12 protein-coding genes are annotated in these 14327 nt (G+C 65.0%); 9 read left to right on the top strand and 3 right to left on the bottom strand.

Going from position 1 to position 14327, the window contains the following annotated elements:
• The gene (gene ald, locus ACFULT_RS04905) at positions 1–1083 is read right to left on the bottom strand and encodes an alanine dehydrogenase (protein ID WP_378480805.1); all 1083 of its coding nucleotides are present in this window, start codon (positions 1081–1083) and stop codon (positions 1–3) included.
• A 99-nt stretch (positions 1084–1182) separates the two neighbouring features.
• Here ald and ACFULT_RS04900 point away from each other — a divergent pair, with 99 nt between their 5' ends.
• On the top strand, positions 1183–1704 hold the full coding sequence (locus ACFULT_RS04900) for an Lrp/AsnC family transcriptional regulator (RefSeq protein ID WP_037104341.1): 522 nt from the start codon (positions 1183–1185) through the stop codon (positions 1702–1704).
• Between the two features lies 1 nt (position 1705).
• Here the strand turns inward: ACFULT_RS04900 and ACFULT_RS04895 are convergent, their stop codons facing one another.
• Together ACFULT_RS04895 and ACFULT_RS04890 are read right to left on the bottom strand one after the other, a co-directional pair.
• A complete protein-coding gene (locus tag ACFULT_RS04895; protein ID WP_378480804.1) occupies positions 1706–3535 on the bottom strand; it encodes an Hsp70 family protein in 1830 nt (609 codons plus the stop codon).
• A gap of 109 nt (positions 3536–3644) precedes the next feature.
• Positions 3645–5105: a hypothetical protein gene (locus ACFULT_RS04890; RefSeq protein ID WP_378480803.1), complete on the bottom strand. Its 1461-nt coding sequence runs from the start codon at positions 5103–5105 to the stop codon at positions 3645–3647.
• A gap of 323 nt (positions 5106–5428) precedes the next feature.
• On the opposite strand from ACFULT_RS04890, the gene ACFULT_RS04885 reads away from it, so the two are divergent.
• From ACFULT_RS04885 to ACFULT_RS04850, 8 genes are all read left to right on the top strand, one after another.
• Positions 5429–5686, top strand: coding sequence for an acyl carrier protein (locus tag ACFULT_RS04885; RefSeq protein ID WP_037104332.1), 258 nt, complete (start codon positions 5429–5431; stop codon positions 5684–5686).
• A gap of 6 nt (positions 5687–5692) precedes the next feature.
• Positions 5693–6844 (top strand): acyl-CoA dehydrogenase family protein, encoded by a 1152-nt coding sequence (locus ACFULT_RS04880; RefSeq protein WP_378480802.1) that lies wholly within the window; start codon positions 5693–5695, stop codon positions 6842–6844.
• On the top strand, positions 6845–7774 hold the full coding sequence (locus ACFULT_RS04875) for an amino acid--[acyl-carrier-protein] ligase (RefSeq protein ID WP_037104326.1): 930 nt from the start codon (positions 6845–6847) through the stop codon (positions 7772–7774).
• A gap of 62 nt (positions 7775–7836) precedes the next feature.
• The gene (locus ACFULT_RS04870; protein ID WP_378480801.1) at positions 7837–9633 is read left to right on the top strand and encodes a hypothetical protein; all 1797 of its coding nucleotides are present in this window, start codon (positions 7837–7839) and stop codon (positions 9631–9633) included.
• On the top strand, positions 9630–11288 hold the full coding sequence (locus tag ACFULT_RS04865; RefSeq protein WP_378480800.1) for a lipopolysaccharide biosynthesis protein: 1659 nt from the start codon (positions 9630–9632) through the stop codon (positions 11286–11288). Before ACFULT_RS04870 ends, ACFULT_RS04865 begins: the two co-directional genes overlap by 4 nt.
• Positions 11285–12556: a hypothetical protein gene (locus ACFULT_RS04860; protein ID WP_378480799.1), complete on the top strand. Its 1272-nt coding sequence runs from the start codon at positions 11285–11287 to the stop codon at positions 12554–12556. The genes ACFULT_RS04865 and ACFULT_RS04860 overlap by 4 nt, the downstream gene beginning before the upstream one ends.
• On the top strand, positions 12553–13347 hold the full coding sequence (locus tag ACFULT_RS04855; RefSeq protein ID WP_378480798.1) for a DUF998 domain-containing protein: 795 nt from the start codon (positions 12553–12555) through the stop codon (positions 13345–13347). The genes ACFULT_RS04860 and ACFULT_RS04855 overlap by 4 nt, the downstream gene beginning before the upstream one ends.
• Positions 13344–14279 carry a glycoside hydrolase family 16 protein gene (locus ACFULT_RS04850; RefSeq protein WP_255122719.1) on the top strand — a complete coding sequence of 312 codons (936 nt, stop codon included), beginning with the start codon at positions 13344–13346 and terminating at the stop codon, positions 14277–14279. The genes ACFULT_RS04855 and ACFULT_RS04850 overlap by 4 nt, the downstream gene beginning before the upstream one ends.
• The last annotated feature ends 48 nt before the right edge of the window (positions 14280–14327 follow it).

Raw genomic sequence — 14327 nt, 5'->3', positions numbered from 1 at the left:
TCAGGCAAATGCTGCGGCGACGGTCTCGGACAGCAGTTCGCCTGCGTGGGTGCTCAACCCTGCTTTCAGTCCGGAATCCTGGGCTACGGCGGCTTCCCATCCCTTGTCCGCCAGTGAGATCACGTACGGCAGAGTCGCGTTCGTCAACGCGTAGGTGGAGGTGCGCGGGACGGCGCCCGGCATGTTCGCGACGCAGTAGAACACCGATTCGTGAACACGATACGTCGGATCGGCGTGCGTCGTGGGACGCGAGTCCGCGAAGCAGCCTCCCTGATCGATTGCGATGTCGACGAGAACCGAGCCCGGCTTCATGCGCTGTACCAGACTGTTGGAGACGAGCTTCGGAGCCTTCGCGCCGGGAACCAGCACGGCGCCGATCACCATGTCCGCATCGAGAACAGCGTGCTCGAGCTCGAGTGCGTTGGACACCACCGTTTTCACGGCGCCCTTGTAGTGGTCGTCGATTGCTCTGAGCGCCTTGACGTTCAGGTCCAGCACGGTGACGTCGGCGTGCATGCCGTGAGCGACGGCCACTGCGTTACGGCCGGACACACCGGCTCCGATCACGACGACGTTGGCGGGGCGCACTCCGGGGACTCCGCCCATCAGAACTCCGCGCCCACCTCCGCTGGCCATCATGTGATATGCCCCGGCCTGCGGTGCGAGTCGACCGGCGACCTCGCTCATCGGCGCGAGCAGGGGCAGCGTTCCGTCCGGAGCGGTGACGGTCTCGTAGGCGATCGACGTGGTTCCCGACGCCAGCAACGCGTCCGTGCACTCCTTCGACGCCGCGAGGTGGAGGTACGTGAACAGCACCTGGCCCGAGCGCAGCCGGTGATACTCCTCGGCGATCGGCTCTTTTACCTTCAGCAGTAGATCCGCAGCGTCCCAGACCTCGTCCGCGGAAGTGAAGATCTGAGCGCCCGCCGCTTTGAAGTCGGTGTCGCGCAGCGACGATCCTGCTCCGGCTTCGGTTTCGATGATGACTTCGTGTCCGCGCGAGACCAATTCGTGAACGCCGGCCGGAGTGATGGCCACCCGGTACTCGTGGTTCTTGATCTCGCGTGGAATTCCGATTTTCATGACGTGCTCCTATGCCGGATGGATGAGCTGGTACGCCAACACTGAATTATCAGCGGTGAAGCCACAACCGATGTGAACATAATTCTGTACAGTCGCATCATGTCTTCGGAAAATTCCGCAGGACGCCCCACGAAGGGTCGCCCATCGAACGATGTTCGGCACGTCCGACTCGACGACATCGACCACATCCTGATCGACGAACTGCGCCGTGACGCCCGCATCCCCAACAACGCCCTGGCTGCGGCCGCCGGGATCGCCCCGTCGACCGCACTCAGCCGAGTGAGGTCGCTCGTCGAACGCGGGGTCATCCGCGGGTTTCACGCCGAGATCGACCCCGAGGCATTGGGGCAGGGCATTCAGGCGATGATCTCGGTGCGACTGCAGGCCGATGCACGCAAGCGAATCAGCCAGTTCGGGAGCCAGATCGCGGCGCTGGAAGAGGTGCTCAACATCTACTTCATCGCAGGAGCGGACGACTTCCTCGTTCAGATCGCCACGGTGGACACCGCTGCACTACGCGATTTCGTCGTCGACAACCTCAGCGCGCACCCGGCCGTCGCCGCGACGGAGACGATTCTGATCTTCGAACACGTCAGGCCCCGCAACAGCCCGTCCCGCTGAACTAGGGCGCAGGCGGGAACAGCGGCGGAATGGTCGGCAACGTGAAGTCCGGCAACCCGGGAATCAGCGGCGGCGGGGCGGGCGCAGGTTCGGGAACCTGCTGCGTCGGAGCAGGCGGCGGCTCTTGCTGGGTCTCCGTCACCTGAGTTTCGACGCTCTGCGGCTGCTGCGGGGCGACGGTGGCCTCGGTCGGCGCAGGCGCTTCCGTGGTGGTCGTGACCGGCGGCGGTGGGGCGACCGGCGCGACGGGTGTGCTCGGGGCCGCCGACGGCGGTGTCGTCGCCGCAGCACTGGGCGCCTGAGTCACCGCAGTGTCGACCACAGCCGGCTCACTGCTCGGCCTGGTCAGAAGAAACCCGGACAGGGCAATCACCGCTGCCGCGGCGACCCCGACGACGGACCAGGAGCGGACTCGACGACGGGTCCGCTCGGACTCGTCCTCGCCATCGTCGTCCTCGTAGGCTGCATCGAGCCAGTAGACGTTCTTCAACGCGAAATGGGCCACCGGCTGCTCGGACGCTGGCTGCTCGGATACCGGACGCTCGGACACCGGACGCTCGGATACCGAACTCGACGGCTCTTCCGGTTCCGGTCCCGTGGGCGGCGCCGGTTCGATGGGAGGTACCGGCGGTGTCGTGAACGGCGGGGGCGTGAGAGGCGGGGGCGTGAGAGGCGGGGGCGTGAAAGGCGGTGGCGGGGGCGTCGCACGGCTGGGAGCCGAGGCAGCGGACAGGGCCGCTGCGCTCACCAGAGGCGGCAGGTCGGCGGGAAGGTCGTCGCGGGAAATCGAGATCGTCGGGGTTGCGTCGGTCGGGCGGGGCGCGGCGGGTGCGGCGAACGCTGCAGGACGCGCGGGTACCGGGCGACCGTTCGGCGCGCCGGAGGCACTGGGACGCGAGGGCGCTGCAACGTGCCCCTTCGCACCCTGTCCCTGCGCACTCTGACCCTTCGCACCCTGACCCTCCGCAGGCCTTGCCGAGAGCGCTGCGCCGCGGGCGGCGACCGATTCCGGCTCGTTGGGTGTGAGCGCGGGAAGATCGAGCGACGGGCCCACCCGCTTCCGAACGAGCGGGATACGAGACCCGCCGCCGACCAGAACCACGGCGTCGATGGGTACGTGCGCGGCGATGAGCACGTCGCGCGCGAACTCGATGGATCGATCGACCTCGTCGGTGATCAGAGTCTCGTAGCTGTCCCGTGAGAGCAGGATCATTCCGCTCTCGTCCGGCAGGCACACGGCGTCGTTGCCGGACAGGCGTTCCTTCGCGACGCGGCAGCGTCGGGTGAACAGGTCGATGTCCGGTGCATCAAGCGGCTTGTGAAGCCGCTGCAGTTGGTTGTCCCGGAGAATCTCGTCGAATCGGTCTCCACTGAACTCGGTGGTGCGACGTGTCGTGACGACGCGACGAGAGTCCAGGTCCACGACACTGACGTTCAGTCCCGAACTTCCGAGGTCGTACAGCGCCACCGAGGAGAATCCGGCTGCCTCGCCACTGGCCACCAGGTATTCGACGACTGCTTCCACCTCGTGCACCAGGCGGTAGTTGTGCAGGTGCTGATTGTCGAGAGCGCGTACCAACGTGTCGGCCTGATGCTCGTCGCGGTAGGCGACACCGGTGGACATCGACGGTTCGGACTCCGCGGCGACAGCACTGATGGACTCGGCAGCAAGGTATTCGACGTCGTCGTCGACGGTGTCGATCACCTGGTTGCGGAAGAACAGTTGCTGCGGAGCTTCGAGAACGCGGGGCGGCAGGACGGCTGTGCCGTTCCGGGGCAGGGCCATACGGACGGCATGGGCGCCCATGGACACCCCCAGCAACACGGTCATCGACTGCCTCGTTTCGAAATGCACGGTCGGACGAGAAGGGATCGTCCTCGAAGCGCCACGCTACCGGTTGCGAAGAGCCGGTGCGGCTCTGGCCCGAGGCGCTGCGTGCTCAGTTGACGACGTCGAGCCCGGTACCGGACCCGAAACCGACTTCGGCATACTGCTCGTCCCCGAACTCCGGGTCGACGGTTTCGTTCTGGTCGACGATCTCCGTCCCGTCCGGCAGCGCACCGGGCACTCCGGGATCGGGCACTCCGGGATCGGGCACCACGGGGTCGGGAGCACCCGGATCGGGAGCAACCGGATCGAGAGAAGCCGGATCGAGAGGAGCGGCGGCGGGGACCCCTTCGGCGACGGAAACCTGACTCGTCGGGCTGTCGACGGGATCGATTCCGATTCCCGGAGGTGGGGGCGTGTCACCACGGACGAAGACGACTGCCCACACCAGCACCACGACTGCCGCGACGGCGGCCATTCCGGTTGCGTCTCGAACGGACCACCGCAGACGCCGACGAGGCTTCGGGGCTGCTGCCTCGGTCGAAGACTTGTCGGTTTCGGTCTGCGTACGGGGCCCGGGGTGCGAGGCGGCTTCCCGGCTGTGAACAGGCTCCGCAGGCCCGGGCGCGACGATGCGAAGGGGTGTGGTGGGTGCTTCGGTGTCGTCGAGCGTCTGGACTTCCAGGACGTCCGTGCCGTCGTCGTTCCACTCGGCGGCGTCGGACTCGTCGAACAACCCCGGGTACTGCTCCTCCAGAACCTCGTCGAGGTCTACTTCCGGCTCGGCCGGGAGGGCTTCGAGTGCTGCCCCCTCCACGAAAACCGATACGGGTGACTCCGGGACGACCAGAGGGCAGTCCCATTCTTGCTCGACGAGGGTTCTGACCAGCGGAATCCGAGCTTGCCCGCCGACGAGCAGGACTGCGTCGGGGTCTTCCGGGGACGCCCATGCGAGAGTCTGCAACAGAGAAGAGGCAATTGCTTCCTCGAACTCTTCGCGGGTGAGCAGCATGGGTCCGTTACCCGGCGCCCGTACGCCGGCCGACTCGGTGATCAACTCTTTCAATTCGCGGAAGAACGCGCGGTACTCCCGCTCGGCCTCTCCCCCGTGGGCGGGCGGAAGGATGCCCTTGGCCATGACGAGACGCTCGACGATGTCATCGAGTACTTCGCCGGAGAACGCAGCGCGCCGCGACGTCCGAGTGACTTGACCGGCGGCGACGTCGAGCGTGAACGCGGAAGTGCCGTACCGCCCCAGGTCGAGCACGAGGAGCGCCCGTGCGTTCGCGAGTTCGTCGACGGACCGCGCGTAGGCGAGAAGGGCGGCGGACTCGTCGACCATCCGGATCGTCGAGCTGTCGCCGGCGTCGATCGAGGCCAGCAGAGTTCCGACGGCGTCCGAGTCGCGACCGGTGAGGACGACGTCGTCGAATGGTCCGCAGTCGGCCAGTTTGCCGTTCAGGAGCCACTTGGCTCCCTCGGCATCTATCGAGTCCTCGATGCGTCGTCCGTCTCGGAAATATGAGATGCGGACGGCATCGGACTCCACGGCCACGCCGCAGACTCCACCCATCGGTACGTGTTTCCTTCGAATTTTTTAGGTCCCGACCCCATGACCACTGTACTTTGCGTCAACGGCCGTGGCCGTCGATCGAACTCCGACAGATGCGACATCTACCACACCGCAGGTAGGTTTCCGCCAGGTGGCACGGAGCCGGAAAACGAATCCGAGAGCAAACTACCCCGACTTGGTAACGCTTCAAAACAATCTAAGATATTGTTTGGGTGGGTCTGGGGAGACTTCTGGGTTGGAACAGCAATGCCACTTCCTACCCACGGTCGAAAGTCGAGGCCGTCCGGTCTCGGACATCAACGAGATTCGGTGGAGGTACTCGGGTGGAGACGCTCAATTCTGGTGACGTTGCTCGCGTTCGGGATGTTCTGGACAAGTTCGGAAAGATGCCGGTGTCCGCGGCGGACATCGAGACGGACGCGGATTTGTACGACAACGGTCTGACCTCGCACGCGAGCGTCAACGTCATGATCGCACTCGAAGACGAGTTCGACGTGGAGTTCCCGGACACGATGCTGCAGAAGTCCACGTTCGGCAGCATCGACGCCATCGCCACCGCGCTCGCGCAGCTGACGGACTGATCGCCGGTGTCCACCGTCTACCAGACCGACGCCCCGACGCTGTCCGATGTTCTCGCCGTGTTGCGCGAGCACGCCGACTCGGTCGACCACGACGCACGCTTCCCGGCGGAATCCGTCGAAGCCATGCGCGGAGCAGGGCTGCTCGCTGCGGGCATTCCCACGGAGTTCGGCGGCGGTGGGCAGTCCCTGACCGATCTCGCGCACATTGCCCGCTCCCTCGGAGCGGAGTGCGCGTCCTCGGCGATGATCTTCGTGATGCACCAGTCTCAGGTGCTGTCCATCGTTCGCCACGGCAAATCCGACGCGATGATCGCGCTGCTGCAGCGTCTCGCCGAGGAGCAGCCTCTCGTCGCATCGGCTACCACCGAGATCAACATCGGTGGCGACGTCCGCACCAGCGGCTGCGCCGTGGAGTACAACGGGGAGAACATCACGCTCTCCAAGACCGCACCGGTGATCTCCTACGGTGAGTACGCACAGTTCGTGCTCGCGACGGCGCGCCGCTCGGTGGACAGCCCTCCGAGCGATCAGGTGCTCGTCGTCTGCGAGAAGCCGGACGTGGTGCTCACCAGGACCGGCGAGTGGAACACGTTGGGATTCCGCGGAACATGCAGTCCCGGATTCCAGCTGGAGGCGTCGACGACGTCGTCGAACATTCTGGGCGACAATTACGGAGACATCTCGGCGCAGACGATGCTCCCCGCAGCCCACGTCCTGTGGGGTGCAGCGTGGCTCGGTATCGCCGACGCCGCAGTTGCCAAGGCGCGCAAGTCGGTTCGTAAAGCAGCCAGTCGCACGCCTGGTGTCACACCGCCCGCGGCACTACGCCTCGCCGAGCTCTACGTGGTGCACGAGCAGTTGGTGGACACGGTGTTCGGAGCCGCGGGCAAGTTCGAAGCGATCTCGGATTCCCCCGCAGACCTGGGGGCGATCGGGTTCGCCGTGAAGATCAACAACGTCAAGGTGACTGCGTCGACGCTCGTCATAGACATCGTCGGAAAAGCGTTGCAGATCTGCGGTATCTCCGGTTATCGACAGGACGGCGAGCTCAGTATCGGTCGCCACCTCCGCGATGCGCACGGGTCGGCCATCATGGTCAGCAACGAGCGCATCCTCGGCCACAATTCGCAGCTCGCACTCGTGTACAAGGGGAAATAGATGACTGTCACCCACGACGCCACCGAACTGGACACCGCGCGCGCACTGTTCCGCAACGAACTCGTCGAGGCCGGTCTGCTGGTCCCCAGTTCCGTCGAAGGCCTGTACGGCCGATCCGGCGAATTCGAGGACATCATCGAGACCATCGACGAGCGAGTGAAGGCTGCGGGTGCATCCGAGCACGGTTACGCCGCACCGAGATTCCGCTTCCCCCCGGTCTTTCCGCGTGAAGCCTTCGAGCGCACCGACTACATCGCGTCGTTCCCCAACCTCACCGGCGCGATCAACACGTTCGACGGGGACAACAAGGCTCACGCCGCACTCCTCGCCGACCGTTCGGAAGGCAAGGACTGGGATCACCACCTCGAATCCGCGGGCACCATGCTGGTATCGGCCGCATGCCATCCCTCGTACTCGATGATGACCGGAACGTTGCCGGAGAACGGTCGCCTGCTCGACATATACGGCTACTGCTTCCGCCACGAGCCTGCCGTCGATCCCGCGCGGATGCAGGCCTTCCGGATGCACGAGTACGTGCGTGTCGGTACGCCCGACGACGCCATCGCTCACCGAGAGCGGTGGGTCGACCGAGGACTGGAGGTCCTCGCCGATCTCGGGTTGGAGGCAGAGGCAGTCATCGCCAACGATCCCTTCTTCGGTCGCGCTGGCCGCATGCTGGCCGCGAACCAGAGAAACGAGAATCTCAAGACCGAGCTCGTCGTCAAGCTCTACGGAGACCTCGACGACGGCACCGCGGTCGTCTCGTGCAACTGCCACCGTGACCACTTCGGGCACACTTTCGGGATTCACACCGTCGACGGCGAGCCCGCGCACAGTGCGTGCGTCGGATTCGGCATGGAGCGCATCGCGTTGGCGATGTTGCGCACGCATGGTCTCGACCGCAGCAAGTGGCCCGCCGCCCTGTCCTGACCCTCACGGCCGGGCATCTCTCAGCTCGTCTCCCCCCTCGACCCGATAGGAAGGACGCCGAAGTGAACGGTCGAAGTACTGCCCTGCACAACGCCGACGTGGCCCGCGCGGCCGATCCGACTGCCGAGGGGAAGTATTCGACGTGGTTCGGGCCCGAGGACGCCGGCCTCTTCGGGACGGTTCACGTTCCCGCCGGTGGCCTCGCGCGGGGCGCAGTCGTCCTCTGCCCGCCTCTCGGTAAGGAGCAGGTCGACTCCTATCGCGGCATGACACTTCTGGCGCAGAAACTGTGCGCACGAGGGCTTCTGGTCCTTCGATTCGATTATGCCGGTACCGGTGACTCGTACGGAGCACAGGATGCACCGGACAACGTCGCACTGTGGCAGCGCAGCATCGCGACGGCCGTCGATTACGTGCGCGGATGCGGCGTCACCGACGTCGCATTGGTAGGGCTGCGTGCGGGTGCACTGCTTGCCGCGTCCGTTGCGTCGGACGTCGGACCTCTCACTGCGATCACCCTGTGGGATCCTGTGGTGCGCGGCCGGTCCTACGTCCACGAGCAGAAGGCCCTGTACTCGGTCAGCGTGACCCAGGACTCGGACGTCGACCCCAGAGTGTCGATCATCGGCGCCGTACTGCACCCCGATGCCGCGAAAGCGCTCGGACGCCTGGACACCACCGCGCTGCCGTCGCTCACGGCACCCGTCCTGGTTGCGACCAGATCCGAGCGGGCCGACTCCAAGCCGATTCGCACCGTCGTCGCGAACCAGAACGCCGACGAACACACATTGTCCCGCCACGACGCGTTTCTCGAACCGAGCGATTTCGAGGTCGAGCTTCCGACGTCGGACATCGTGTACATCGCGGAGTGGATTGCCGACAAGTTCGGCGCCGACGCCGGCGAGGTGTCCGTACCGTTGCGCGCCGTCTCGAACCTCGGCACGGTCCGTGAGGAGATCGAATCTCTCGGTCCCGACGCACTGTTCGGCATTCGCACGTACTCGTCGGAGTGCATTCCCGGCGGACCGACGGTCGTGTTCTATCCGACGGCGAACGAGCACCGCGTCGGCCCGGTCCGAAGTTGGGTCGAGTTGTCGAGAGTGCTTGCTGCACAGGGCGTATCGACACTGCGTTTCGACCGCCGTGGTACCGGCGAAAGCGGCGAGGTCCTCGACGACGAGATCACCCGACTCTACAGCGACGCGGGCAACGAGGACGCTCTCGCTGCCGTCCGAGCAGCAGGAACTGCGCCGCGGAACGTCATGGTTGCCGGCATGTGCTCGGGCTCGTGGTACTCCAGCTACGCCGCACGCGAGTTGGGCGTCGGCTCCGCTGTCTTGCTCAACACACTCGACTGGACGACGAAGCGCCTGGAATTCGTCAAACGATCCTCGATGCACACCGAGGACACAGGTCTGCGCGGCAAAGCTCTCGACGCACTCCACGACATCGGAGTCACAGTGAAGAACCGCGCGCAGTCGGCTATGCCGTACCCACTGTGGTTCTGGCTTGGAAACCGCGGGCTGATTCAGGTGCCGGAGATCTCCCTGCGTCTGCTCGAAGCCGGCAACGTGCGCACCACCGTGCTTCTCTCACCCACCGACACTGCGTGGTTCGTCGACAACCGCGGTCCCGAAGGGATGGAACGGCTGCGCGGTAAGCGTGCGACGAGGCGTCGACACGGCGGGGCGGCGCGGCCGGCTGTCGTGAAGTCCTTCGACAGTGGTGACCACTCGCTGTACGGCCGAGACCTGCGAGAGACCGTGCGCGCCGAGTTGCTCCAGGCTGCCGCCGAGTCCTTCGACATCGACATCGTCTCTGCATCGCCTCCCGTGCCGATCGGGTGGAATCGGCTGTGAAGCACCGCGCTCCGAAAATTGCTCCGCCCCGGCACGACAATCTGCAACGGCTCGAGTGGTATCCGCTCGAACCGGTTCGCTGGGACATGGGTCTCATGGCTCACACCATGCCGATCCAGAAAGTGCAGGCACCCGAGCCTCATCTGCACGGCACCCCGCTGCTGCAGTCCGCGAACCTGGACACGTCCGAGCAGAGCACGTCGGGCACCGACACCAAGAGCTCCGACCGCAATCTTGCGCTGAACTCGTTGGCGATGATGCTCTCCACCGTCGTGACCGGCGGTCTCGGTCTGTTGTTCTGGGCCGCAGCCGGACGCCTCTACCCGGTCGCGGAGGTCGGCAGCGCGTCAGCCGTGATCACGTCTGCGGTGATGCTCTCGACCCTGTCCAACTTGAGCCTCGGGTCGATGTACGAACGCTTCCTTCCGGTTTCCGGCAGGCTCGCCAAGTCCTTCGTCGTGCGGGGGTACATCACTGTCACGGCGTTCGCGTTCCTGCTGGGCTGCGGATTTCTCCTCGTCGCACCGGTGGACAAGATGTTCACGACCACGGCCGAGATCGTGTCGTTCCCACCTTTCGTCGCGGTTCTCGCTGTCTTCGCGCTGCAGGACCAGACGTCGTCCGGGCTGGGAGTCGCGCGGTGGGCTGCCGGAAAGAACGTTTTTCACGCTGTCGTGAAGTTCGCTCTCCTGCTTGCTCTGTTCTCGACCGCGCGCAGCACCTCGATCATCGCGGCGTGGGCAGTCCCCGCGGTCATCGCATCGGTCGTCGTCTTCCGAGCGATTCTGAAGAACCTCAGGAACGAGCCGCGCTACAAGTCGGAGCCGGATCTTCCTCCGAGGCGTGAACTGTGGTCCTACTTCGGTTCCGCTTACGGCATCACTGCGCTGGGCTCGCTCGCTCCGTTGCTCGTCCCGATGATCGTGGTGGCCACCCTGGGGGCCGAGGACAACGCGTACTTCTCGTTGACATGGTCGATCGTGAGCGCGCTCTACATTCTCATCAGCGTGCTCGTCGGTCCGTTCGTCGCCGAAGTCGCGGCCAACCCCGAGCAGTTCAACCGACTCACCAAGCGATTCATGACGATGGTGTGCATCGTGGCCATCGGCGGTTCCTTCTTCCTCGCCGTCATCGCACCGTTCGGTCTGGGCATCGTCGGCGAGCAGTACCGCGAGAACGGCACCATCATCGTCCAGCTGGCGGCAGTGACGATTCCGCTGTCGGTCATCGGCTCGCTGTACGACGGCCTGGCACGTGTGCAGCGCCGCATGCGGCTCGCCGTCGTCGTTCAAGTGGTTGCCACGACGATCATCATCGTCGGCTCACTGACTCTGTCGTCCACGCTCGGGATCGCTGCCGTCGGGTGGGCGTACCTCGCCGCGGAAGCGTTCGGCGCGCTCGTGTTGATAGTTCCGTTGATCAAGTGGATCCGTGAATTGTCCTCGCGCGGCGAAGAGCCGCCCGAGGACCCGTTCCCGCCCAGCGGCCCGTACCCACCACCACCTGCACGCGACGACTCACCTCGTGATTTCGGTCGACCGACGCACCGCACCCAGGATCGCGAATTCAGTTCGGCCGGTGCTCATCACCTCCGAACCGTGGACCCGCTACATACTCCTTATCGAAAACCTGCACCCGGAAGGGGCGCACCGTGAGCCCAGCGAAATACAAGGCCAGCGCGATGGACATGTTGCGTTCGGAGGGCCGGATCGTCTGTGCTCTCGGACCGGCGGACTTCGGTGGGATCGACCGTGTCGGGGAACGGCTGCGACGGCTCGCGTCCTCTGGACGATCCAGCCGTCTCGGGTTGCGGGTCGACCCCGCCTCGCGCAGGTGGTCCTACCGACCGGAATCGGTCTGTGACCACGTCACGGAAGCGGCCCCGATCGGCCCCGCCGACGTGGTCGGTCAGCTGGAGCAGCTTTCTGCGTCGGTGTCGACCGATGTACCGATCCGCGTTGTTCTCGCCGGGGAGTACTTGCTGTTGGATCTGTCGCACGGATTCAGCGATGCTGTTCTGCCGATCGAGCTGTTCGCCTTTCTCGCGGATCCTGTTGCGGTTCCTGACCTTCCGATTTGGGCGAAGGCACGTACACTTCGCAACCCGCTTCCACGTGCACTGGCCGGTTGGATGGCGCGTAACCCCGGGAAGGTCGTCGACGTCGTCTACGGCAAGTTCGGGAACCCCCCGGCCGAACTCGTGGCACCTGCGTTGGCGCCGATGGAACAGGCACGGGTGCCGTGGGAACGCTCGCCTGCCGTGGCGACGGCAACGTCGTCTGCCGGTGCGCCCGCGGCGATCCGCGCGTGGCGGCGGGAGAATCTCCCAGAAGTGTCCGTCACGTCCATTCTGTGCGCGGCAATCGCAACTGCCCTGTCCGCACGCGGTATCTCGACGTCCTTTTCGGCTGGGTTTCTGTTCGACTGCAGGCGTTATCTGCGGACCGACGGCATCGTGCTCGGCAACTTCGCAGTCGGAATCGACTTCGAGGGGATCGACCCGACGAACGCCACCGCACTGCACGAATCCGTTGCGCACGCCATCGACAAGGGCCGCCCGCTCGCTGCCGGTGCCCTCAGCACGATGACCTACCTGCGCACCCGATCCGCTCTTCCGGCCATCGCGACCAGCACGGCTCCCGCGACTGCCGATGCGCGGCTGACGTTCTCCGACGTCGGGCGCATTCCACAGCTCGACGGCATCGCGTGGACGGCAGATCCGGAAGCGAGTGTCTTCGCTCCGCTCAGCGAGCCGAGCCTTCCGGAGTCCATCGTCATCACCGCGATGCACATTCGCGACGTGTTTCACGTGACCGCGTCGTTCCACGACAATTTCTTCGACCGTGACGCAGTACAGTCCGCGTTGAACTTGGCGATGTCCGATCCCACTGCTCTACTCACTGCGCAGGAAGTGTCCCGATGAGCATTCAAATGCAGCAGGCCCGTAGGGCTCTGCGCGGCAAACCGACCACCGGACCGGACGCGTCCCTGTGGGCACGCATCGGCTACTGGGCAGGTTTGTCGGTAGTTCAACTGTTCGTGTTCGAGTTCGTCGTCGCGGCCACGTGGCGAGGTCTCTACAGCTACCGGACCAACTTCATCAGTGAGCTCGGCGTTCCGTTCTGCGGCCCGACAGGCAACTGGCCGTGCAGCAAGCTGTACGTTCTGGCCGACGTCTCGATCGCGCTGGTCGGCGTCGCCCTCGTCGTGGCGGCCGTGGCGTGGATGGTCACCGGGGTGCTCGACGTCCGCGGCGGCGTCCTCCTTGCCGTCGCCGGACTGGGCGCCGTCGTCGCCGGGTCGATCAATCAGGGTCTGAACTACAGCGTGCACTCGTTCGGCGCGACGTTGATGTTCGTCGTCGGCTCGCTCGGACTGATCGTGGCGGGTGGGCATCGCTCCCTGCACCGTACGGTCCGGATCACGGTCACGACCCTCGGGTGGATCGGATTGGCCGCATCGTTGTTCTTCATCGGTGGACACAACTTCGGATTGGGCATCGGCACCATCGAACGCGTCGTCGTGTACGCGATTCTCGTCGCGACGGTCGTTCTCGCGGTCGCGCACCACAGGACTGCGCGCCGGCTGAAAATCCTGGACACCGTGGTGACGGGCAGTGAGGCGAGGGGCAGTGTGGTGACGGACTCCGCTGCTGCCAGTGCTACCGACGAGCGTCCGATCTACGGCAGCACGAATGCCGAATGGCGCCGATGACCCATCGCTATGATCCGCCGACGGTCGAGGTATCACGACTTCCGTCCGCCGGGACTCCCCCGCGTCCCTCGCGTCCCCCGCGTCGACTGTGGCCGTCGTTCGCAGTCCTGGCTGTGGTCGTGCTGCTGCTCGTCGGGGCGGGTGTCGTTGCCTACCGTGAGTTGTGGCCGCAGTCCGACGCCACCGGTTCGCAGGCCTCGGACGGTGAAGCAGTGAACGGTTTCACGGTCTACGACCAGTTCGACGGGCCGTCCGGATCGAGGATCGACTCCAGCAGTTGGAGTTACGACACCGGCCAGACGGGCTGGGGCAACAACGAGAAGCAGAACTACACCGACTCGGTCGGCAATGCGTATCAGGACGGATCCGGCAACATGTCGATATCGGCGCTGCGCACACCGGACGGTTACACCTCGGCGCGAGTGACGACCAAGGACAAGTTCGAGTTCACCTACGGCCGTGTGGAAGCGCGCATCAAGATGCCGGCAGGTGCGGGACTACATCCTGCGTTCTGGATGCTCGGGACCGACATCGACGATGTCGGATGGCCGATTTCCGGCGAGATCGACGTGATCGAGACGCTGAACGAGGCGGACAACTATCACATCGGCGTGCACGCCCCGCAGGCAGAGAGTTTGAACAGCCAGAAAGTCCAGCTGGCCGGTTATCCCGCCAACAACCTGGCCGACGAATACCACGTCTACTGGGTCGAGAAATCGCCGCAGAAGATAGTGATCGGAATGGACGATCAGGTCCTGCAGACGGTCACTCCGGCAGATCTCGACGGCGGCTCCGAATACTGGGTGTTCGACAAGCCGTTCTACCTGTTGTTCAACGTCGCAGTTGCAGGCGACTGGCCCGGCCCGACCGACGCCGACACCGAATTTCCCGCGACGATGTCCGTCGACTGGGTCCGATACCGAACCGACTGAGTGCCCTGCTCGACGAGCACCCCCGTGCAGTACCGAAAGGATCTACCC

This window comes from Rhodococcus sp. NPDC057297 (assembly GCF_042667435.1).
Lineage (GTDB): Bacteria > Actinomycetota > Actinomycetes > Mycobacteriales > Mycobacteriaceae > Rhodococcoides.
The sequence above is the reverse complement of the archived record's forward strand: the minus strand, read 5'-3'. Positions and strand labels throughout refer to the sequence as shown.

What these genes read in the sequence shown, in the direction of transcription:
- ald (WP_378480805.1), bottom strand. Translation starts at nt 1,083, where the DNA reads ATGAAAATCGGAATTCCACGCGAGATCAAGAACCACGAGTACCGGGTG.
- ACFULT_RS04900 (WP_037104341.1), top strand. Translation starts at nt 1,183, where the DNA reads ATGTCTTCGGAAAATTCCGCAGGACGCCCCACGAAGGGTCGCCCATCG.
- ACFULT_RS04895 (WP_378480804.1), bottom strand. Translation starts at nt 3,535, where the DNA reads ATGACCGTGTTGCTGGGGGTGTCCATGGGCGCCCATGCCGTCCGTATG.
- ACFULT_RS04890 (WP_378480803.1), bottom strand. Translation starts at nt 5,105, where the DNA reads ATGGGTGGAGTCTGCGGCGTGGCCGTGGAGTCCGATGCCGTCCGCATC.
- ACFULT_RS04875 (WP_037104326.1), top strand. Translation starts at nt 6,845, where the DNA reads ATGACTGTCACCCACGACGCCACCGAACTGGACACCGCGCGCGCACTG.
- ACFULT_RS04855 (WP_378480798.1), top strand. Translation starts at nt 12,553, where the DNA reads ATGAGCATTCAAATGCAGCAGGCCCGTAGGGCTCTGCGCGGCAAACCG.
- ACFULT_RS04850 (WP_255122719.1), top strand. Translation starts at nt 13,344, where the DNA reads ATGACCCATCGCTATGATCCGCCGACGGTCGAGGTATCACGACTTCCG.